The organism is Caloramator sp. ALD01 (assembly GCF_000472625.1).
GTDB lineage: Bacteria > Bacillota > Clostridia > Clostridiales > Caloramatoraceae > Thermobrachium > Thermobrachium proteoclasticum.
The window spans coordinates 1-22,687 of the sequence record NZ_AXAA01000005.1; the positions used below are offsets into that span (position 1 = coordinate 1).

20 protein-coding genes are annotated in these 22,687 nt (G+C 30.7%); 3 read left to right on the forward strand and 17 right to left on the reverse strand.

Annotated features, from left to right (window positions below):
- Nucleotides 1–118, forward strand: a 118-nt coding sequence (locus tag A3M9_RS14365) for a transposase (protein WP_143290224.1), incomplete at its 5' end; no start/stop codon positions are given.
- Nucleotides 119–334: 216 nt separating this feature from the next.
- Here A3M9_RS14365 and mnmA read toward each other — a convergent pair.
- The 5 genes from mnmA to A3M9_RS0103565 all read right to left on the reverse strand — a co-directional run bounded on the left by mnmA (nucleotide 335) and on the right by A3M9_RS0103565 (nucleotide 4,925).
- Entirely contained in the window at nucleotides 335–1,405 is a 1,071-nt protein-coding gene (gene mnmA, locus A3M9_RS0103545) for a tRNA 2-thiouridine(34) synthase MnmA (protein WP_027307987.1), read from the reverse strand.
- Nucleotides 1,406–1,420: 15 nt separating this feature from the next.
- The gene (gene nifU / locus A3M9_RS0103550; protein ID WP_027307988.1) at nucleotides 1,421–1,840 is read right to left on the reverse strand and encodes a Fe-S cluster assembly scaffold protein NifU; all 420 of its coding nucleotides are present in this window, start codon (nucleotides 1,838–1,840) and stop codon (nucleotides 1,421–1,423) included.
- 2 nt (nucleotides 1,841–1,842) lie between these two features.
- Entirely contained in the window at nucleotides 1,843–3,030 is a 1,188-nt protein-coding gene (gene nifS, locus A3M9_RS0103555; protein ID WP_027307989.1) for a cysteine desulfurase NifS, read from the reverse strand.
- Nucleotides 3,031–3,032: 2 nt separating this feature from the next.
- Nucleotides 3,033–3,476 (reverse strand): Rrf2 family transcriptional regulator, encoded by a 444-nt coding sequence (locus A3M9_RS0103560; RefSeq protein ID WP_027307990.1) that lies wholly within the window; start codon nucleotides 3,474–3,476, stop codon nucleotides 3,033–3,035.
- Between the two features lie 138 nt (nucleotides 3,477–3,614).
- Complete coding sequence (locus tag A3M9_RS0103565) at nucleotides 3,615–4,925, reverse strand: replication-associated recombination protein A (protein WP_027307991.1); 1,311 nt, start codon at nucleotides 4,923–4,925, stop codon at nucleotides 3,615–3,617.
- Between the two features lie 103 nt (nucleotides 4,926–5,028).
- Here A3M9_RS0103565 and A3M9_RS0103570 point away from each other — a divergent pair, with 103 nt between their 5' ends.
- Complete coding sequence (locus tag A3M9_RS0103570; RefSeq protein WP_159431454.1) at nucleotides 5,029–5,793, forward strand: putative ABC transporter permease; 765 nt, start codon at nucleotides 5,029–5,031, stop codon at nucleotides 5,791–5,793.
- 108 nt (nucleotides 5,794–5,901) lie between these two features.
- Here A3M9_RS0103570 and A3M9_RS0103575 read toward each other — a convergent pair whose 3' ends face one another.
- Nucleotides 5,902–6,102 carry a 4Fe-4S binding protein gene (locus tag A3M9_RS0103575; RefSeq protein ID WP_027307993.1) on the reverse strand — a complete coding sequence of 67 codons (201 nt, stop codon included), beginning with the start codon at nucleotides 6,100–6,102 and terminating at the stop codon, nucleotides 5,902–5,904.
- 283 nt (nucleotides 6,103–6,385) lie between these two features.
- Here A3M9_RS0103575 and gltS point away from each other — a divergent pair, with 283 nt between their 5' ends.
- On the forward strand, nucleotides 6,386–7,570 hold the full coding sequence (gene gltS, locus A3M9_RS0103580) for a sodium/glutamate symporter (RefSeq protein ID WP_027307994.1): 1,185 nt from the start codon (nucleotides 6,386–6,388) through the stop codon (nucleotides 7,568–7,570).
- A 12-nt stretch (nucleotides 7,571–7,582) separates the two neighbouring features.
- Here the strand turns inward: gltS and hisC are convergent, their stop codons facing one another.
- The 11 genes from hisC to uvrA all read right to left on the reverse strand — a co-directional run bounded on the left by hisC (nucleotide 7,583) and on the right by uvrA (nucleotide 22,630).
- Entirely contained in the window at nucleotides 7,583–8,671 is a 1,089-nt protein-coding gene (hisC, locus tag A3M9_RS0103585) for a histidinol-phosphate transaminase (RefSeq protein ID WP_027307995.1), read from the reverse strand.
- 423 nt (nucleotides 8,672–9,094) lie between these two features.
- Nucleotides 9,095–10,009, reverse strand: a complete 915-nt coding sequence (murB, locus tag A3M9_RS0103590; protein ID WP_370882841.1) for a UDP-N-acetylmuramate dehydrogenase — start codon at nucleotides 10,007–10,009, stop codon at nucleotides 9,095–9,097.
- Between the two features lie 205 nt (nucleotides 10,010–10,214).
- Nucleotides 10,215–10,931 (reverse strand): phosphatase, encoded by a 717-nt coding sequence (locus tag A3M9_RS0103595; protein WP_027307997.1) that lies wholly within the window; start codon nucleotides 10,929–10,931, stop codon nucleotides 10,215–10,217.
- Nucleotides 10,932–10,988: 57 nt separating this feature from the next.
- A complete protein-coding gene (gene uvrC / locus A3M9_RS0103600) occupies nucleotides 10,989–12,839 on the reverse strand; it encodes an excinuclease ABC subunit UvrC (protein ID WP_027307998.1) in 1,851 nt (616 codons plus the stop codon).
- Between the two features lie 11 nt (nucleotides 12,840–12,850).
- Nucleotides 12,851–13,465, reverse strand: a complete 615-nt coding sequence (locus A3M9_RS0103605; protein WP_027307999.1) for a metal-dependent hydrolase — start codon at nucleotides 13,463–13,465, stop codon at nucleotides 12,851–12,853.
- Nucleotides 13,466–13,537: 72 nt separating this feature from the next.
- Entirely contained in the window at nucleotides 13,538–14,962 is a 1,425-nt protein-coding gene (locus A3M9_RS0103610) for a penicillin-binding protein 2 (protein WP_027308000.1), read from the reverse strand.
- A 2-nt stretch (nucleotides 14,963–14,964) separates the two neighbouring features.
- On the reverse strand, nucleotides 14,965–16,179 hold the full coding sequence (locus tag A3M9_RS0103615) for an FtsW/RodA/SpoVE family cell cycle protein (protein WP_035165785.1): 1,215 nt from the start codon (nucleotides 16,177–16,179) through the stop codon (nucleotides 14,965–14,967).
- 12 nt (nucleotides 16,180–16,191) lie between these two features.
- Complete coding sequence (locus A3M9_RS0103620) at nucleotides 16,192–16,611, reverse strand: FHA domain-containing protein (protein WP_035165787.1); 420 nt, start codon at nucleotides 16,609–16,611, stop codon at nucleotides 16,192–16,194.
- A gap of 106 nt (nucleotides 16,612–16,717) precedes the next feature.
- Nucleotides 16,718–19,138 (reverse strand): tetratricopeptide repeat-containing diguanylate cyclase, encoded by a 2,421-nt coding sequence (locus A3M9_RS0103625; RefSeq protein WP_027308003.1) that lies wholly within the window; start codon nucleotides 19,136–19,138, stop codon nucleotides 16,718–16,720.
- A 55-nt stretch (nucleotides 19,139–19,193) separates the two neighbouring features.
- Nucleotides 19,194–19,775: a YdcF family protein gene (locus A3M9_RS0103630; protein ID WP_027308004.1), complete on the reverse strand. Its 582-nt coding sequence runs from the start codon at nucleotides 19,773–19,775 to the stop codon at nucleotides 19,194–19,196.
- Nucleotides 19,776–19,816: 41 nt separating this feature from the next.
- Nucleotides 19,817–22,630, reverse strand: a complete 2,814-nt coding sequence (gene uvrA / locus A3M9_RS0103635) for an excinuclease ABC subunit UvrA (protein WP_027308005.1) — start codon at nucleotides 22,628–22,630, stop codon at nucleotides 19,817–19,819.
- Between the last annotated feature and the right edge of the window lie 57 nt (nucleotides 22,631–22,687).

Genomic DNA, 22,687 nt, shown 5'->3' on the forward strand with positions numbered 1-22,687 from the left:
ATATACAAATGCTTGTACTGAAGGCTTTAATAACAAAATTAAAGTTATTAAAAGAAATGCCTTCGGCTTTAAAAACTTTGATAGGTTTAGAAATAGAATTCTTCATTGCTGTAATTAAAGTAAATTATAATACCAAATTTTAGAAAACCAACTCCCGTTGGTCTTTTTGTCCTGCAATTTTTTGCAGGGGACTCTCCCCCATCCAACCTATCTTTATAAAATCACTCTCAAACAAGAAAGGACAGGCATTCTAATTGAATACCCGCCCCAACAATTGACAAAGAGCCTAAAAAACAAAAATAAGTAAACAAAGGTGACAATCACCTTTGTTTACTTATTTTATTATTCCTCCGCCTACAACTATATCTCCATCATAAAATACAACCGATTGTCCCTTTGTTATAGCCCTTTGAGGAGTTTCAAACTTTACTAAAACACCATTCCCATATGGTTTTATTATAGCATCAGCTTCCTTTGCTGAATATCTAATCTTTGCTGTAACCTTCATTTCACCTTCAAGCTTTTCAAAAGGAATAAAATTTACATCTTCAGCATACAGTGTATCCTTGAATATATCCTTTTCATCTCCAACCACAACTAAATTCTTTTCTGGTATTATATCTATTACATATACTGGCTTTCCTAATGATAATCCAAGACCTTTCCTTTGACCGATTGTATAATGTACTATTCCTTTATGTTTTCCTAGCCTATTTCCCTCAACATCAACAAAATAACCTGCTTTAATATCATTTGGTCTTCTTTCTTTTATAAACCTTGCATAATCATTGTCAGGAATAAAACATATCTCTTCGCTGTCCTTTTTATTCGCAACAGATAGTCCAATTTCTCTTGCTATCTCTCTTACTTTATCTTTAGTAAATCCACCAAGTGGCATAAGAGTATGTTCAAGTTGATATTGTGTCATATTATAAAGTACATAGGTTTGGTCTTTCTTATCGTCTTTAGATCTTTTTAATAAAAACCTGCCTGTTTTTTCATCCTTTTCAATAATTGCATAGTGTCCAGTTGCTATATATTTTGCACCAAGTAATTCTGCTCTTTTTAAAAACTCATCAAATTTAATAAACTTATTGCAGGCAATACAAGGATTGGGTGTCTTACCTGCTAAATATTCATCTATGAAATAATTAATAACTTTAGATTCAAATACTTCTTTGAAATTCAAAACATAGTATGGAATATCAAGTTTAGCTGCAACTCTTGTAGCATCATTAACAGCAGAAAGAGAACAGCATCCTCCTTCTCTCTCTTCAAATTCTAAATTTCTTGGTATAACCTCCATAGTTATACCAATTACATCATATCCCTGTTCCTTAAGTAAATATGCAGCGACGGAGCTATCTACTCCGCCGCTCATCCCTATTACAACCTTTTCCTTCATACATTCACCTACTTATTATTCGTGATGATGGTCGTCATCGTCACTAAATCTATCTTCCCAAGGTTCTAATCCTTGCTTAATTCTATAATCGTTAATTGCCTTATGAATTGCTTGTTCTGCTAAAACTGAACAGTGCATTTTAGCTGGTGGAAGTCCATCTAAAGCTTCTGCAACTGCAACATTTGTAAGTTCCCAAGCTTCTTCTAAAGTTTTTCCCTTTATTAGTTCTGTTGCCATTGAACTTGAAGCAATAGCTGAACCACATCCAAAAGTTTTAAACTTTACATCTACTATTCTATTATCTTCAACCTTAAGATAAATCTTCATTATATCTCCACACTTTGCATTTCCAACTTCACCTATACCATCAGCGTTTTCTATTTCTCCAACATTTCTTGGATTCATAAAATGGTCCATTACTTTATCACTATACATTTTTATTTTCCCCCTTCTTTAATAAATGATTCGTATAATGGTGACATATCTCTTAATCTTTGTACTATTTGTGGTAAAACTTCTAAGACATAATCAACATCTTCTTCTTTATTTAAATCTCCAAGACTTAGTCTTAAAGAACCGTGTGCAATTTCGTGTGGAAGCCCTATGGCCATAAGTACGTGTGAAGGATCAAGAGAACCTGAAGAACAAGCACTGCCTGTTGAAGCACAAATTCCATAATGATCTAATAATAGAAGCAGTGATTCTCCTTCTATAAACTGAAAACTTACATTTATGTTGCCTGGTAATCTTTTCTCTGGATGACCATTTAACTTAGTATATGGTATCTCATCCATAATTCCTTTAAGAAGTCTGTCCCTCATAGATTTTATTTTTCTATTGTGTTCTTCTATATTTGATGTTGCAAGCTCAATTGCTCTTGCTAATCCAACTATTCCTGGAAGATTTTCTGTTCCTGCTCTTCTCTTTCTTTCTTGTCCTCCACCGTGTATTAAATTATCAATTTTTACACCTTTTCTTATATATAGAGCTCCAACACCCTTTGGTCCATAGAATTTATGTCCTGCAAGAGACAACATATCTATATTCATTTCTTTAACATCAATTTCTACATTTCCTACAGCTTGAACAGCATCTGTGTGGAAATATATTCCTCTTTCCCTTGCAATTTTACCTATTTCAGCTATAGGTTGAATAGTACCTATTTCATTATTTGCAAACATTATTGTTATTAAAATTGTTTTATCAGTTATTGCATTCTTTAAATCTTCAAGATTTATTAAACCATATTCATCAACATCAAGGTATGTTACCTCAAAACCTTGTTTTTCAAGATATTCACAAGTATGCAATACCGCGTGATGCTCTATTTTAGTTGTTATAATATGATTACCTTTATTCCTATTTGCAAAGGCTACTCCCTTTATAGCCCAGTTATCAGCCTCAGAACCACCACCTGTAAAATATATCTCATCTGGTAGTGCATTTAATGCCTTAGCAACCTTCTCTCTTGCTTCTTCTATTGCTGCCTTTGATCTTCTACCAAAGTTGTATATTGATGATGCATTCCCAAATTGTTCAGTAAAGTAAGGCATCATCGCCTCTAAAACTTCTGGTTTAGTATATGTTGTGGCTGCATGATCCATATAAACAAACCTTTTTTCCATAGTTATTCTCCCCTTTTAATACTTGTTATAATATTCATTGATTTATAGTCATTCACCATATCTTCTAATGTTATTGAATGAGTCACTTGATTTACACTATCCCTTATTTTTATCCACAAAAGTCTTGTTGCACAATACTCAATTCTTGAACAATTATCTTCATCATCTATGCATTCAGAAATTTCAATTGGTCCTTCTAATACATCTAAAATGTCCCCAACCGTTATTTCTGAAGGTGGTCTACTTAGTACATATCCGCCCTGTGCACCTCTTATGCTTTTAATAAGACCTGCCTTCCTTAAGGAACCAAACAATTGCTCAAGATAATATTCGGATATATTTTGTTTTTCAGAGATAGTTTTTATTGATAGAGGCTCACTACCATAATTTAAAGCAAGCTCAAACATTGCCTTAACACCATATCGCCCTCGTGTTGATAGTTTCAAAACAATCACCTCAAATTAAATTCCGAGTAAATTAATATGATTTACATTTTCAGCTTATCATAGCAGACTATTTTTGTCAACTTTGAATTTAAAAATATTAATTTTAACATTTACTATTATTTCTGCATTATACCTAAATTATTCATATACTTCCTTTAATTTATTTAACCTTTCTCTTATCTTAGACTCATATCCTATATTTTTAGGTATGTAATACTTATTTCCAATGTGCGACTTAGGCAGATAATCCTGTTTAACATATCCATTATAGTCGTGTGGATACTTATAACCTATTCCTCTACTTAATTTATTTGCTCCTTCATAATGTGCATCTCTTAAATAAGGTGGCACCCCAGAATCATTATTTTTTCTAACATCCTCAAGTGCACTATCAATTGCCAAATAGCAAGCATTACTTTTAGGTGCACACGCAACGTATGCAGTTGCTTGTGCAAGTATTATTCTTGCCTCAGGAAAACCAATCATACTCACAGCTGTTGCTGCATTAGTTGCAACAACCAGTGCCATAGGATCAGCATTCCCTACATCTTCACTTGCACAAATCATAATTCTTCTTGCAATAAACATTGGGTCTTCTCCAGATTCAATAAGTTTTGCAAGATAATATATTGCTGCATCTGGATCTGTACCTCTCATACTTTTTATAAAGGCTGAAATCAAATCATAATGATAATCGCCATTTTTATCATATAAAATTACTCTTTTTTGAATACATTCATAGGCATCCTCTAATGTTACCTTGATTTTACCCTCAACTCTTTCAGATGTTTTTACTGCCATCTCTAACGCATTTAATGCACGTCTTACATCCCCACCAGCATTATATGCAATGTATTTAAGGGCCTCTTCATCTACATCAACATTATATTCCTTAAGACCCTTTGGACTCTCTAAAGCATTTTTTAAAACATCTAATATTTCATCCTGCGTTAATTCCTTTAATTCAAATATCATCGACCTTGACAAGAGTGCCTTGTTTACTTCAAAATATGGATTTTCTGTAGTTGCCCCTATTAAAACAACAATACCCCTCTCAACATAAGGCAACAAGGCATCCTGCTGTAATTTGTTAAACCTATGTATTTCATCTATAAAAAGAATTGTTCTTTTAGAATTTATTTTTAAATTATTTTGAGCCTCTTCTATAATTTTTTTAATATCGGATACACCTGAAGAAACCGCATTTATTTGTCTAAACTCCGATTTAGTAGTATTTGCTATAATCATAGCAAGAGTTGTTTTACCAGTACCAGGAGGACCATATAATATTATAGAGGATAAATTATCAGTCATAATTGCCCTATATAGCATTTTGTTTTTTCCAAGTATATGTTTTTGACCAACAAACTCATCTAAAGTTTCTGGCCTCATTCTTTCTGCAAGTGGCCTATTGTCTTTGTTTTTTTTAAGTATTTCAAACATATCCATATATCAATTCACCTCAAATTGATTTTTTTATACTAAGTGGTATAATTATTTATTATTAAATTTTGATAACCAATTATTATTTATTTTAAGGAGGATGATAGGTTTGAATAGATTTTATTATCTTTTTCTATCCTTTGTAATCTACTCATTTTTTGGTTGGACTATAGAAGTATTATATCATATTTATAAAAATAAACGTTTTATAAATCGAGGATTTTTATACGGTCCAGTTTGTCCTATATATGGTTTTTCAGCAGTTATATTTATAATTTCTTTAACTCCCTTTAAAAACAACTTTGTATTAACCTTTTTAATAGGTTCAATAATTGCCAGTATCATTGAATACATAACCGGATACTTACTTGAAATTTTATTCCATTCAAAGTGGTGGGATTATTCAAACGAAAAGTTCAATATAAAAGGTTACGTATGTTTAAAATTCTCTATTTATTGGGGTATATTCGCAGTAATTTTTATGAATTTGATTCATCCAAAAATAAACAAAATTATATTATTTATAAGTGAGAGATATGGAGAATGGATATATAATATCTTATTTGCCTGTATTTTAATAGATGCTGTCTTAACTATAAATAGCCTATTCCAATTAAAATCAATCTATATTGAATTACAAGAAATTCTAACTGAAATTAAAAATACATTAGATAAACTTAGCGAGTCTGTAAGTTCTGAAACTAAATTTAAACTTGAAAATAAAATTGAAAATCTAAACTTTATAAAAGAAAAAATACTAAACAGATTAAGCTTTAAACAAAAATTACTTTTACGTGCATATCCTAAGATTAAATCAAATAAATTTGAAAATGCACTTCAATATATTAAAGAAAAATATAGGATAAATAACTAAAATAAATAGGGTTCTATAATGGATTTTAGGAATGTTTTCTCCTTTAAATTCCATTATAGAACCCTTTACCATTTTGTTTTGCAACTATTCAGTAAGTAGGGATACCCCCTATTTCATTGTTATTGCTCTTGCTGGACAATAGCTTACACACTTTCCACATCCAACACATTTACTTTCGTCTACCTTTGAAATACCTCCACCGAAAAATCCTGCTTTATCTTGAGTTATAGCACCTACTGGGCAAACTCTCTTAGCAGGACAAAATGGTGATCTATCACATTTTTGTGGATCGATATAAGCCTTCTTCATTTTTTCTCCTCCTTTTATACCTCTCTGGGGTATGTTATAATTATAATATATGTATTCTATTTTATCAAGTTTTTTAAATAATATTTTTTATATTCTACACCTTCTCTTACTATCTATTTTTAATTTATGTGATTTAAAAATATTTAATTCTACGACTAAATGCTAATTTTTTTGCACATTTTAATAATTTTATTAAAAAATTATTAAAATTATTGTTGACTTTTTTCGAATTTTCTGTAATTATAAAAATATACGACAAAATTTTTGCATGAGGGGGATTATTATGGAACTAAAACTCGACATGATTCAAACGGTCGGACTTGCCGTAGTAGTTTACTATTTGGGTGTGTATATACGCTCAAAGGTAAAAGTACTTGAAAAGTTCTGTATACCTGCACCAGTTGTTGGTGGATTACTATTTGCAATTGTAAATTTAATCCTAAGAGAAAATGGAATACTAAAACTCACTCTTGACACTACTCTTCAAAAACCATTTATGCTTGTATTCTTTACAACAATAGGTCTAACTGCCAGTTTAAAGCTTCTTAAAAAAGGTGGACTTGCTGTATTGGTATTCTTCCTATGTACTGTTGTTCTTGTGCTTCTACAAGATACATTAGGAGTACTTGTAGCAAAGGCTGTTGGAGCTAACCCATTGCTTGGACTTATAGCTGGTTCAGTAACAATGGTAGGAGGACACGGTACAGGTGCAGCATTTGGAGAACTATTTGAAAAATCCTATGGATTTAATGGTGCTGTGACTGCTGCGATGGCAGCCGCTACATTTGGACTTGTTATGGGAAGCTTAATTGGTGGTCCAATAGGCAGAAAACTTATAGTTAAAAACAATCTAAAATCTCATGCTTCAGACTATTTAGATGAAGTAGCTATTACAACTGATGTTGTGAATTATGAAGAAATGTTTAAAACATTCACTGTAATTATAATTTCAATGTCACTTGGTGCTGTACTTGAATTATGGTTTAAGAGCAAAAACATCACTCTACCATCCTACATAAATGCAATGATTATAGCAGCAATAATTTTAAATATTGGAGAATCAACAGGAAAATATCATATAAACCAAAAATGTGCTGATATTTTAGGCTCAATAGGATTAAACGTATTCCTATCAATGGCTTTAATAGGACTTAAGCTTTGGGAACTTAAAGAAGTTGCAGGTCCAATGTTGGCAATACTAATTGTTCAAACAATTCTTATGGCTATATTTGCTTACTTTATTGTATTTAATCTAAATGGTAAAGATTACGACGCAGCTGTAATGTCCGCAGGTATTTGTGGATTTGGTATGGGAGCAACTCCAAATGCTATGGCAAATATGACAGCTATTTGTGAAAAATATGGTGCTGCACCAAAGGCGTTCTTTGTTGTACCAATAGTCGGTGCATTCCTAATAGACTTTACAAACTCAATAATTATTACTACATTTGCAAACTTTATTAAATGATTTAAGGGGCGATTATTCGCCCCTTATTATTTCCTCAAGTGATTTTACAAATCTTTGACACTGTTCCATTGTTCCAACTGTAACTCTAAGCCATCCTGACATATCAAACAAAGAACCTGGTCTTACAATTACACCCTTTCTTAAAAGTTTATTAAATACCTCCATATCATCTTTGCCTGTATCAACCATAACAAAATTTGCTTGGCTTTCTATAAACTTTAACCCTAATCTATTAAATTCCTTATAATAATATTGCCTTCCCTCTTCGTTTTTTTCAACAACAAATTTTAAAAATTCTTCATCTCTTAAAGCTGCTATACCTGCCTCCTGTGCAATTAAATTTGTATCAAATGGACCTATAACTGAATTCATATATTGAGTAATTTCTTCGCTTCCAATTCCATAACCTAATCTTAAACCCGCAAGACCGTATGCCTTTGAAAAAGTTCTTAAAATTACAATATTTTTATATTTATCAAGAAGTGGTACTGTTTCAGGATAATCCTTATCATTTACATATTCACGATATGCCTCATCAACTACAACAATTATATCATCTGGTATATTTTCTAATGCCCACATTAATTCATTACTTTTAACAATTGTACCAATAGGATTATTGGGTGTAGCAAACCATATAATTTTTGTTTTATCTGTTATTGCATTTACCATTGCCTCAACATCTAATCTATAATCCTTCATTTTAACCTTTATTACTTTTCCACCCATTATTTTAGCAGAATCCTCATATCTTTGAAATGATATATCTCCCATTATAATTTCATCATCTTTATCAATAAAAACACTGCATAAAACCCTTATTAATAGGTCAGAACCTGTGCCACAAAATATCATTGATGGTTTAACCCCAATATGTTCAGCAAGAGCTTTTTTTAACTCATAGTTTGATGCATCTGGATATAAATTGATTGAATCAACTGCACTGTACATTGCTTTTTTTACTTTTTCTGAACAACCATATGGATTTTCGTTAGATGCAAGTTTTATTATGTCTTCTAATCCTAACTGCCTTTTTACTTCACTTATCGGTTTACCAGCTTGATAAGGCCTTACTCCTTTAATAGCCTCTCTTATTTTCAATGTTACCCCCTCCTCAATTAAAATAAGTCTGCCTAATATTATAATAACTAATTTTTAGTCATTACTCAATGTTTAATATTGAAAATTTTGAATTTTCTATATATAAAATTAAAATAATAGGCAAGAATTAATCCTCCAGATTGTTGACAAACCTACTTGTTAGCTAAATTTTGAAAAAGCCCCATGAATGGATTTCAATGGGCTCTTTCGTGAGCTTTAGCAATTCTTAGCTTTTCGACTTTGGAAAAGTCCGTAATTCGGCACAGGACGTGCCGAGCCGAGCGGCCATCAGGACGATGGCATCGCGAGGGTAGGACTTTTTCAAACAAAGAAAGGCTTAGAATCGCTTAGCGAAATGAATCGATGCCCAAGAAATCCTTCATGGGGCTAATCAATATATAACTTTTTCAACAGCCTGAAGAATTAATCCTCACCTATTATTTTAACTTCTGTCTCTAGTTTTACTCCAAACTTTTCATATACAACATCTTGAACGTGTTTTATAACTTCTAAAACATCTTTTGCTGTCGCATTTTCATAATTTATTACAAAACCCGCGTGCTTTTCTGATACCATAGCACCACCATATCTATATCCCTTAAGTCCTGAATCTTCAATAAGTTTACCTGCAAAATATCCAGTTGGTCTTTTAAATGTACTTCCTGCACTTGGGTAATTTAAAGGCTGTTTTTCAATTCTACGTCTATTTAGTTCCTCCATATTGCTCTTAATCTCATCATAATTACCCTTATCAAGATTAAAACAAGCCTCAACTACCACAAGGTTTTCCTCTTGAACCCTGCTATGCCTATATGATAAATTTAAATCTTCCTTAGTTAATTTGATTAATTCTAAATTATCATTTACACATTCTGCCCATTCGATAATATCCTTTATTTCGCCTCCGTATGCCCCTGCATTCATAGCAACGGCACCTCCAACCGTACCTGGAATTCCAGAGGCAAATTCCATTCCCTTTAGAGAATTTAGCAGGGCTTCCCTTGCAGTATTTGAGAGAGAAGCACCCCCTCCTGCAATAATATTATTATCCTTTACTATAATATAATCAAGTCCAGTCAATTTTAGAATAACTCCTCTAAAACCACCATCTTTTACTATTAAATTACTTCCTTTACCCATTATAAAATAAGGAATATTATATTTTTTTATAAGCTCTAAAGCCTTTATTAGCTTTTCTTTAGAGTTTGGAATTATCATAATATCACAGGGCCCACCAACCTTAAAGGAGGTATGATTCCTCATAGGTTCATCAAACTTTATTTCACCTTCACCAAAAAAGGATTTTAATTCTATTTTAAGTTCATCTATATTCATCATTTCAACTCCTTTTGATTTTTTAAGCAATTTTAAGTATATATATAATTAATGCAGAAATCAAGAATAATGTTACAAATTAATGCATCTATTATAAGTTATATGTCGACTTTTTACTTACTTATATATTTAAAATTATAGCCCTATGAATGGATTAAAATCATTATATCCTTCATAGGGCACTTTATTTAATTCTTTATTTAATTCCTTATTTATTTCTTCTTAATTTGAGAAATCTTTTTAATCTCTCAACATCGGTGCTTATTATATTCTCTTCGGTTACTCCGCACTCCTTTAACATATTTAAAGCCTCTTTAAACTCACCAATATGATAACATATATGTGCATCACTACCTAATGTAAGTAGGTTTCCCATATCAACAGCCATCCTTGCTATTTCACTACAGTTTTGATAGCTTCCTGGTCTTGATATTCCAAGTGAGCTATTATTTATTTCAATTAAAACATTGTAATCCTTTGCAGCCTTTAAAACTTCTTTTTTATCAATCTCAAAGGCTGGATTCCCTGGATGTGCAATTATATCAACCATTCCACTTTTTATTGCACCTATAATAGCTCTTGTATTGTCCTTTTTACTCCCTGGCGTAATACAAACATCGTGCAGACTGGCTACAACTATATCAAGCCTTGACAATCTTTCTTCATCTAAATCTAATCTACCATCATAATCTATAATATTTGCTTCAACACCCTTTAAAACTTCAACTCCATTTATTTCACTTGGAATTGCCTTAAGGTTACCAAAATAGAAAATGTGCGGGCCTCCTGGCATTGCTGGTCCGTGATCAGTTAATGCAATAAGCTTTATTCCCTTCTTACTTGCCTCTAAACAATTTTCTAATAAAGTACTATAAGCGTGGCCACTTGCTATAGTATGGGTATGTGTATCAACAAGTATCTTCATTTATATCACTCCTAAGAATTTATTTCATTAATCATTATACATTATTGTTAAGTTTTGTTAAAGATTATTATTGTTAAAATAATTATAAATAGATAACGCGGCCTTTTCATTCATCCCATCTACTTTTAATAGTTCATCTATGCTTGCTTTTTTTATTTCCTCTATACTATTAAAATGCTTTAAAAGTGCCATTTTTCTCTTTTTACCTATTTCAGGTATATCATCTAAAATAGATGATAAGGTATTTTTAGCTTTTAATCCCCTATGATAACTTATTGCAAATCTATGCACTTCCTCTTGAACTGCAGAAATAAATCTATATAAATACGAGTGTCTATCTAAAACTATCTCTCTACCTTCATAAAAGAGTGCCTTTGTTTTATGTTTATCATCCTTTACCATCCCACATATAGGTATTACTAATCCCATTTCCTCCAAAACTCTTTTAACAGCCTTTACTTGCAGTTCTCCACCATCAAGTAATATTAAATCTGGAAAAATCGAAAATTTTCCATCCTCTAGCCCATTTTCTCCATCTAAAAGATTTTTGATTTCTTCTAATCCTCTTTTAAACCTTCTCTCAACTATTTCAGCCATACTATTAAAATCATCTGCACCAATTACTGTTTTTATCTTAAATCTCCTGTACTGCTTTTTATTTGGCTTTCCATTTTCAAAAACCACCATCCCACCTACACTATCTGTCCCCTGTATATTGGAGATATCATAGGCTTCAATTCTCTTGGGTAGTATATCCAAATCAAGTACTCTTTTTAGTTCATATAGTACAAATTCTGTCTTTAATTTTTCCTCCTGTATTTTATTTCTTATATTTCTAAGTGCCTCATAGGCATTCTTTTTAGCAAGCTCGATAATTTCACTTTTTTCTCCTCTTTTTGGAACTTTAACAGTAACTTTACTTCCCCTCTTGCTTGTTAAATATGATTCAATTATATTTACCTCTGGTATTTCATTAGATAGAAGTATCTCCTTAGGTATAAACTCTCTCTCCTCATAAAACTGAACTATAAATTGAGACACAGCATCTTCATTTACATCTTCAAAATAAAAATTTTCTCTTCCAAGCAACTTACCATTTCTAATAAAAAATACTTCAAAGGACATACCTTCATCATCTTTAGCATAGGCAATAACATCCTCATCCTCTAAATAACTGGATATAATTCTTTGCTTTTCTTGAATCTTCTTAATAGAATTTATTTGATCTCTATATTCTGCAGCCTTTTCAAAATTTAACTTACTAGATTCATCATACATTTTTTCTTCTAAAATTTTAATTAGCTCATCATATTTACCCTGAAGAAGTTTAATAACTTCATCAATTATCTGCCTGTACTCTATAACATCAACCTTTCCCGTACAGGGTGCTAAACATCTATTTATATGGTAATTCAAGCAAGGTCTATCAACTTCAACACCATACTTTAAGCTTTTTCTGCAGGTTCTTAATTTAAATAATTTTCTAATTAAATTTATAGTTTCCTTTACTGCCGAAACATCAGTAAAAGGCCCAAAATATTTTGAACCATCCTTCTCGTATCTTCTTGTTACAAAAACACGCGGATATTCCTCATTAAGAGTAACCTTTATAAAGGGATATTGTTTATCATCCTTAAGAAGAATGTTATATTTTGGTTTATATTTTTTAATTAAATTACACTCTAAAATAAGAGCCTCAAGTTCTGAATTAGTTATAATGTATTCAAAATCTGAAATGTTTGAAACCATTACTCTTACCTTAGGTGGATGATTTCCCCCTTTAAAATACTGTCTGACTCTATTTTTAAGATTTATTGCCTTACCAACATAAATAATTTCACCAAGCTCATTTTTCATAATATAAACACCTGGTTGTTCAGGCAAATTTTTTAACCTTTCTTCAAACATTAAATCAGCTCCTACTTATAGTTAGTTATGATAATAGGTAATCTCCAAGCAACATAAACTAAAAAGGTTAATATTATAGCCGATTCAATTATATTGCCAAGCCAAGAACCAACTTTAAATGTGAAGGGCATTTTAAACTTCTTTTTTTTAAAGGGATACATTATAGGTATGCCTTTACTCGTAAACATATCTGCAATTAGATGCATTATATATCCTAATGAAAATGGAATTATACATTCCCTAAATCCATATAAAATTGCAGCATATCCAAATAAAGAAACAAAACAAATAAAACCAAATAAACTATGCGTAAGGCCATTCCTATGTGTAGAAAACCCAATAAGAACACTAAAAAAAGAGAGTATTTTAAAATAGGTATAATTAAAGTAAAACGAATTTATTAGATATATAATAACTCCTAAAGTAATATAAAATGTTGTCTTTGTTAATTTATTTTTAAAAGGAAGTATATACTGATTTATGAAACTCTTTGGATGGTCAATATCAGGCAAAAGTGAAGCTAACGCACAAGCAACTAAAGCACCTGTTGTTAAGGATAATTTAAAGTATTCTGATAATATAACAGTAAACATAACTCCAATACCTAAGTGCGTTTTGCCAGTCATTTGTTTGCTCCTTCTGTTTACATAATCTCAATAATAGTATATTACAAAAGAAGCAAGCGAACAAGTGTTTTGTTATCTGTTTAAATAATGTGATATAGCCTCCTTTGCTATGTCTAATGCCCTACCAGAACCAGCACCTGCATTTTCAACTACAACCGCTATAACAATTTGTGGATTGTTTGCTGGTGCAAATGCAACAAACCAAGAATGTGCCTCCTTACCAATTGCATTTTCAGCAGTACCTGTTTTTGCTGCTATTGGTATGCTGTTTCTTGCTTTTTTTGCAGTACCCTCTTTTACTGTTAAAATCATATAATTCTTAATCGTTTCTGCAGTTTTTAAATCAATTGCATCTGCCAACTTTTCAGGTTTTGTTTTATATTTTAAATTACCTTTATAATTAACAATTGAATCTAAAATATATGGTTGCATTATTTTACCATCATTTGCTACTGCACACGTCATAAGTGCCATAGTCATCGGGTTTGCCTTAACCTCGTGCTGTCCTATTGCACTTATACCTACCGAAAACTCATCCCTTTCATTGAATTCATATAACGCAGGTTTTATCTTTATCTTTGCAAAATCATCCTTAATATAAATTTCTTTATTAAACAGGAATTTCTCTGCTTCATTCTTTAAAACATCATAACCAAGTTTTAATCCTAATTTAGCAAATGTATTATTACAGGACACCTTAAAGGCATTTTTAATATCTACTTTTCCGTGTTTTTCTTCCCTATAATCCTTTATAATCTTGTCTCCAACCTTTAATATACCATCACAATTATTTATATAACTATCTATATCTTCTATATTTTCAAGAGCTGCTGCTGTAGTAACAATTTTAAATACAGAGCCAGGAGGATAATATTCCTGAATTGCTCTATTTAAAAAGGGTTTACCAATATTGTCATTAGAATATTCATTAAAGTTTTCATCTATTTTATTTGGATTTATTGATGGTTTTGAAACCATAGCTAATATTTCTCCAGTTTTTGGATTAATACACACTGCTGCTCCTTTATCATTTCTAAAACTATTATATATTTTATTTTGAAGTTTTGAATCTATTGTTAAAACTACATTATCTCCTTTTTTCTTTTGGCCTAAAACTGATTGTCTAAGGCTACCAAAAACATCAACAAAATCTCCTAAAAACTGTTCTCTTCCAAGTAGAATGTTATTATAAAATGCCTCAACACCAGCTTTGCCAAATTTATTACTTATGTACCCTGTCACATTTCCAAAAGAACTTCCAAAGGGATATTTTCTTTCACCCTTTTTATCCGTTTCTGCTAAAATTTCACCGTATCTATCCAATATCATACCCCTTATTGTATTTTTTTCTTCTTCTATTACTCTTTGATTAGAAATATCATATTTTATTTTATCTGCAGTATATAAATTAAAATATATTAAGTAAGTTATTATTGATAAAAAGCATAAAACAAAGAAGACAATAACTTTTTTAATATTTTCTTCCCTATCCTTCATTTTTATCTCCCTTCAGAAATTTTATATAGAACACCTAAAGATAAAAAGTTTAATAGCATAGAACTTCCACCATAACTTACAAAGGGTAATGTTATACCTGTCATCGGTATCATTTTTGTTACCCCACCAATTACTACAAAAACCTGAAAGGCCAGCATACTTGAAATACCTACCGCTACAAGTTGTGAAAAATTATCCTTAGAATAAATTGCAGTTCTTAGCCCTCTATATACAAGCAAAAAATATAGAATTATTAGAGCAGAGGCACCAATTAATCCAAATTCCTCTGCAATTGCAGAAAATATAAAGTCATTTATTGCAAGAGGAATTAGGTAAGGATAACCAAGTCCAAGGCCTCGGCCAAATAGACCACCAGATGCTATAGCAAATAGGGATTGACATATCTGATAACCTTTATCCAGTTTATATTTCCAAGGATTTAACCATATTTGTACTCTAATTCTAACGTGATTAAATATGAAATAACTTAAAAGTCCACCTAAACTGAAGGCTAAAAGACCTAATCCCACGTATTTTGCATCAGACGTTGCTATATACAACATTACAAGATAAATACCAAAGAAAATAAGTGCAGCACCCAAATCCTTCTCTAAAACTAAAAATACTATTGCAAAAAAAGTAAAAACAACAGTCTCTATTATGTCTCTTTTATTTATCTGTTTTGAAAGTGCTGAAGCTAAATATAAAATAATAAAAAATTTCGCTATTTCCGAAGGCTGAAAACTAAAGGCTCCTATTACAATCCAATTTTTAGAACCTTTTATTTCCTTTCCAATAAATAGAGTTGACATAAGAAGTGAAAGTGCAATAAATATATATACATACTTATACCTTGAGATTCTTATCATTTTAGGAGCAATAAATAGTATAATCATAAAAATAGTGATACCTATAGTGAACCAAGTCATCTGCTTTAAAGCATATCGTGGAATTTCAAAGTTTTTTGTTTTTATATCGAGTCTATATATCATTACAATTCCTATTTGACATAGCAATACTGAAATTAAAAATAAAAATTTATCTCCTCTTGGATAAAATTTTCTTATAATAAAATTTGAATATGCAATTAAAATTATTGATGACAAACAAAAAATTAGCGGAACTAAATCTATTTTTTCTGTAATAAAACATAAATTAAAAAATAAAAAGAAGGTTACAAAATAAATGCTATGTAGTACCTTTTTTTCAAGTTCCATAATATTACACCTCTATATTACCTTAAATGTAATTCTGCCTATTTCAATTAAATCTCCTTCTGATATTTTAGTCAGCCTAACAATCCTATTACCATTTACGTACGTACCGTTAGTACTATCTAAATCCTTTATATATATATCATCCTCTAATATAATTTTTGCGTGATAGTTAGAAACATATGCATCTTCAATTACTATTGAATTATCTTCTTTTCTTCCAATTGTAATGCTATCCCTTATAGGATAAACACTGCCCCTTGAAATATTTATATCCTCTGGAGCATCAAGAACTTCAAGAGCTAAGTCCATATCCTCCTTTAATCTCCCTTTTCTTTTTAAATCTATATACATTAACCTTATAATCCTAAATATAATTACATAGATAATTGCTATTATAATAAATTTTAATGCTGTTGAAACATATCTTACCATATCAACACCTCGTATTCTTTTTTAAATATTATACCATATTTTATCTTTTTAAACCAAAAATAAAAGTAAACAAAAGCTATACTCCTTTTGTTTACTTCTTTAATATTTATGAAACTTTATTCTTATTTTTATACATTTTAAAATCTGTATTTTTAAACAGATTAGCTTCTCCCTGACCGTGATACATCTCTATACCATAGGAAAAATCTAAAATTATTTTTACATCATCAATAAATAGTGGATTATTTTTTAATTCTAATTTAACCTTGTATATTAAAGCTTCAACCTTTTTATAATCCTCTTCAAAAAGAAGAATAAACTCATCCCCTCCATAGCGTATTATTTCAGCAGTATTTTGCATTTCATTTTTAAGTATTTTAGCAAAATGTTTTATAGCACTATCTCCTGCCTCGTGCCCAAACTTATCATTTATCTGTTTAAACTTATTTAAGTCCATAAGTGCCATACCAAATTCAATATTATTTTTGTTATATCTTTGGATCAATTCCTTAATTCTTTTATTGTAATAGGCTGCATTCTTAAGCCCTGTCATATAATCGGTTACTACACTAAGTTTTATCGTTTCCAGTTGACATATATTTTTATATTTTAAAAACATATTATTCACAAGAAGATTAAAGGTCTTTACCTGTTCTAAATTAAAATACCAATCACTTTTAGAATCATTACAGAGAACAAAATAATATAATCCCTCATCGTCCATTATCTTTGAAACAATACAGGATTTTGTGCATTCGTTATTTAAATTTATTACTCCGCTATCCATTCTAAAATTATCTACTAATTCCTTTATAAAACCTACGCCTTTTTCCTTTAAATCACTGTCTGAATATATAACTAAAACCTGCTGTGTATCATAGGAAAATACTAACAAACTCTTAGAGAGGAAGTACTTGTTCAATACATCTGAAGCTGTTTTAAACAAATCCTCTATATTTTGACAAGAAGAAATACTAAAGGACAGTTCTTCAAAAATTTCATAATCCCTACTCTTTCTTGTTTCAAGAAGTATTTGTTTCCTTTGCAATGAAAGCAATCTAAAGAAATTAAGAGGATTTGATAAAACATTAAACTCATCTATTCTATAGTTTTCTAATATAGTTCTTTTAAGTGCCTCAAACTGTTTTTCTAAGCAATACTTTTCTGCAATATTTTTTGCCATATTAAATTTAGATTCATCCATAGATAAACTATAATAATATGTTAAAAACTCCATAAGAATAATCTGTACATATAAATTATCGCTTCCCTTTTGGATTAACAAATCAATTGTCTTGTGGAATAAATCAAGTCCATCTTGATATTTATTATAATTTATCAAAGCATCTAAAAGTAACTTTTTACTTCTTTTAATATAATGCTCATTTTCATCTGTATAATTGTATGCTAATTTTAAATAATATTCAGCCCTATTTATATCATTTTTATATATCAAATAATCAATTCCTAAGTCAGTATATACCTTGCTTAAGTTGTGTACTTCATTAACCCTATTAATATAATTAATATTCTCAAGAATATCCTTACTCAATTCCTGCATATATATTGAAGCCTCTATATCACCCAAAAACTTACAAGTCAAGGCTATATTATCAAAGGTTTTAACTGATTCATCTAAAAGCTTCGTTACATTGCTAAGATTTGTTAAAATATTTATTGCTCTTTTAAAGGTTTCAATAGAAGATTTAAAATCTCCCTTTAAAAACTCAACATAACCTAAGGTGTTTAATAACTTAATATATTCCATCTTATCTTCAATGTGTTCTATACATCTTATAGCCTTTTCAAAATAATATGAGGCTCTTTCAAAATTTCCCTTTGTGACATAAATAATACCAGCATTTTTATATGTTGAAAAAACAACATCAGGAATGTTTATCTCATCTGCAATATTTAGGGCTCTGTTAATATATTTTATAGAATCATCTATTCTTTCGATATTATGGTAGTGATAAGATATAGCATTAAGTATAGCAATTTCTGCAAGCTTGTCTACTCCTTTTACAAGCCTTAGAGCCTTTAAAAAATATGCCTCCGAGCCGCTTATAAATATATCCTTTGTCTTTTGTAGAAAATTTGCAGTTAAAGAATATATGCACATCCTTTCATAATCTGTACATTTATTCTTTTTTATATAATTTAGAGCATACTTTAAATACTGTTCAGCCATCTCATAATTATTTGTATCAAAATAATAGAAGGATAGAAAAGCATTTATATAAAATACATACTTTCCCTCAAATGTTTCAATATTTTTTTCTACTTCGTCAAAATAATTAGAAGAAGATTCTCTATTATTTAAGTATGTAATCATTTGTTTAACCAAATAGTCAATATTAAATATAGAATACTCATCACAAACTTTGTCATCCTCTAATAAATTTCTAAATCTAATGTTTAAAGCATCTCTATTTTGTTTTATGATGTGAAATTTGATATCAATATTAGGAGATATAAAAAATATAGGTTCTTTAGATAAATCATATATTTCACTTAAAATACTCATAGCACTTCCCCCAAATCACTTCCTTAATCTAATTATAATAAATTTTTTAATTTTTTTAAATATATGATTTTACAATATATTTAATTAAAGCAAATGGTTCCCTTAAATATCCATAAATTTCATCACCAATGTGCTTTTTAACAAACACTCCTTGATAAGAGGCATTTATACCAAACTTTTTTGCAACTACCATAGAGCGAAAAAGATGAAACTTATTTGAAACAATAATGGCTGATTTAAGATTTTTTCTATTCATAATTTCTTTACTGTATTTTAAATTTTCATATGTATTTTTCGATTTATTTTCAACTAAAATCTTTTCCTTACTAACACCTTTTGCTATCAAATACTCCTTCATTGCCTCTGCTTCCTCTATACCTTCCCCCTGTCCTTTACCACCTGACACAATTATATACTTAACTTTACCTTCGTTTAAAAGACTTAACCCTTTATCAGTTCTTTCCATCAAAAAAGGACTCATAAGTTTACCATATACCCTACATCCTAAAACAATAACACAATCGGCCTCTTTTTCTTTACTTGAAAAACCAAAGCCTATTATCATTGAAAGAAGAAATAAATACACAAATACCCCAAAAGCCAACACTGTTAAAACAAACCTTTTTAATTTATTCATAAAATCCCCTCCAAAATTAAAGAGGAAGAAAAACTTCCCCTTTATAAATATTTCTTTAAATACATTCCTGTGTAGGACTTTTTAACTTTTATAATCTCCTCTGGAGTTCCCTCTGCTATTACTGTTCCTCCTAAGTCCCCACCCTCTGGACCTAAGTCTATTATATAATCAGCACATTTTATAACGTCTAAATTATGTTCAATTACAATTACGGTGTTGCCTGCATCAGTTAATCTCTGTATTATTTCAATAAGCCTTCTCACATCTTCAATATGAAGACCTGTTGTTGGTTCATCTAAGATATAAAGCGTTCTTCCAGTACTTCTTTTTGATAATTCATATGCAAGCTTAATCCTTTGTGCTTCTCCACCTGATAGTTGTGTTGATGGCTGACCAAGTTTAATATAGGATAACCCAACATCATAGAGTGTTTGAAGTTTATTTTTTATCCTTGGAATATTTTCAAAGAATTCTAATGCCTCCTCAACTGTCATATCAAGAACTTCTGCTATATTTTTACCCTTATATTTAACCTCTAACGTTTCACTATTGTATCTTTTTCCTTTGCAAACCTCACAAGGAATGTAGACATCAGATAAAAACTGCATTTCAATTTTAATTATACCATCACCCGAACAAGCCTCACAACGTCCACCCTTAACATTAAAACTAAATCTTCCAGGTTTATATCCCCTCATTTTTGCCTCTGGAGTTTGAGCAAATACTTCTCTTATATAATCAAAGACTCCCGTATACGTTGCAGGATTTGAACGTGGTGTTCTACCTATTGGAGATTGGTCAATATCTATTATTTTATCTATCTGTTCAAGCCCTAATATATCCTTATGTTTTCCTGGTGTATCTTTGATATTTAATATTCTCTTTGCTGCACCTTTATAAAGAATTTCGTTTATTAGCGTACTTTTACCTGAACCTGAAACTCCAGTTACACAAGTAAAAACACCAAGCGGAAATTTTACATTTATATTTTTAAGATTATTTTCTGCTGCACCTACAACTTCAATATATCCCTTAGGTTCTCTTCTTTTTTCTGGAACTTCAATCCTTCTTCTACCTGATAGATATTGTCCTGTTATTGAGTTTTCATCTGCTGCAATCTCATCAGGTGTACCCTGTGCCACAATTCTTCCTCCGTGGGTTCCTGCACCAGGACCAATATCAATTATATGGTCTGCTGCTCTTATAGTATCTTCATCGTGTTCTACAACAATTAACGTGTTGCCTAAATCCCTTAAGTGTTTTAAAGTATCAAGAAGTCTATCGTTATCCCTTTGATGAAGTCCTATACTTGGTTCATCAAGTATATATAAAACTCCGACAAGACTTGAGCCTATCTGTGTTGCCAGTCTTATTCTTTGAGACTCACCACCTGATAATGTAGATGCTGCTCTTGATAGAGTTAGATAGTCTAATCCGACATTTATCAGGAAGGTTAATCTTGCCTTTATCTCCTTTAAAATTTGGTGGGCAATCTTTTCCTCCTTCTCTGTTAAATTTAAATTTTCTATAAACTCAAGCTCCTTTTTTATTGACATATCACAAAATTTATCTATTGAAAGTCCACCTATTGTAACTGACAAGCTCTCCTCCCTAAGTCTTGCTCCTTTACACTTTGGACAAGTTTTGAACTCCATATACCCCTCTATTTCATTCCTGATATACTCAGAATTAGTCTCCTTATATCTTCTTTGGAGGTTTGGAATTATACCCTCAAAGCTATACATCATTTCGCCTTTCCCATATTCCCTCTCAAAACTCACCATAAACTTTTCGCCATCATTACCATAAAGAAGTAAATTTAATATATCCTTAGGAAGATTTTTAAGGGGTTCATCAAGACTAAATCCATAATGTTTTGAAAGGCCATAAAGTATTGAATATGTCCAAGTATCATCTCTAAGTTCACCCCAAGGCTTTATGGCTCCTTCATTTATTGATAGCTCCATATCCTTTATAACAAGATGAGGGCTTATCTCCATCAATGAACCTAAACCATCACACACGTCACATTTACCAAAGGGGCTGTTGAAGGAAAACATCCTTGGTGTAATCTCTCCTATACTAATATTACAATCAGGACAAGCAAAGTTTTCACTAAAGAGCATCTCTTCTTTTTCTATTACATCAATTATAACAAGTCCCTCAGAAAGTTTCAGAGCAGTTTCAATTGAATCTGTAAGTCTTGATTTAATTCCTTCCTTTATTACTATTCTATCAACAACTACCTCTATATTATGCTTTTTATTCTTTTCCAGCTTTATTTCATCATTTATATCATAAACTGTTCCATCTACTCTTACCCTAACAAATCCATCCTTCTTTATCTTTTCAAATAGCTTTGAATGTTCTCCTTTTCTGCCTCTAACAACAGGTGCTAAAACCTGTATTTTTGTTCTTTCTTCAAGTTGAAGAACCCTTTCTACTATTTGATCTATACTCATCTTAGTTATTTCTCTACCACATTTTGGACAATGAGGCTTACCTATTCTTGCATATAGAAGTCTTAAATAATCATATATTTCTGTAACAGTTCCAACAGTTGAACGCGGATTTTTGCTGGTTGTCTTTTGATCTATAGATATAGCTGGTGAAAGTCCCTCTATATAATCAACATCTGGTTTATTCATCTGACCTAAAAACTGTCTTGCATAGGCAGAAAGGGACTCTACATATCTTCTCTGTCCCTCTGCATAAATTGTATCAAAAGCAAGAGAAGATTTGCCTGAACCTGAAAGACCAGTCAAAACAACAAATTTATTTCTTGGTATTTCAACATCAATATTTTTAAGATTGTGTTCTCTTGCTCCCTTTATAATAATTTTATCTACAGCCATCTTTTCACCTCTTGTTCTTATATTAAAACTTATGCATAATAAAGGTACAAATTGTGA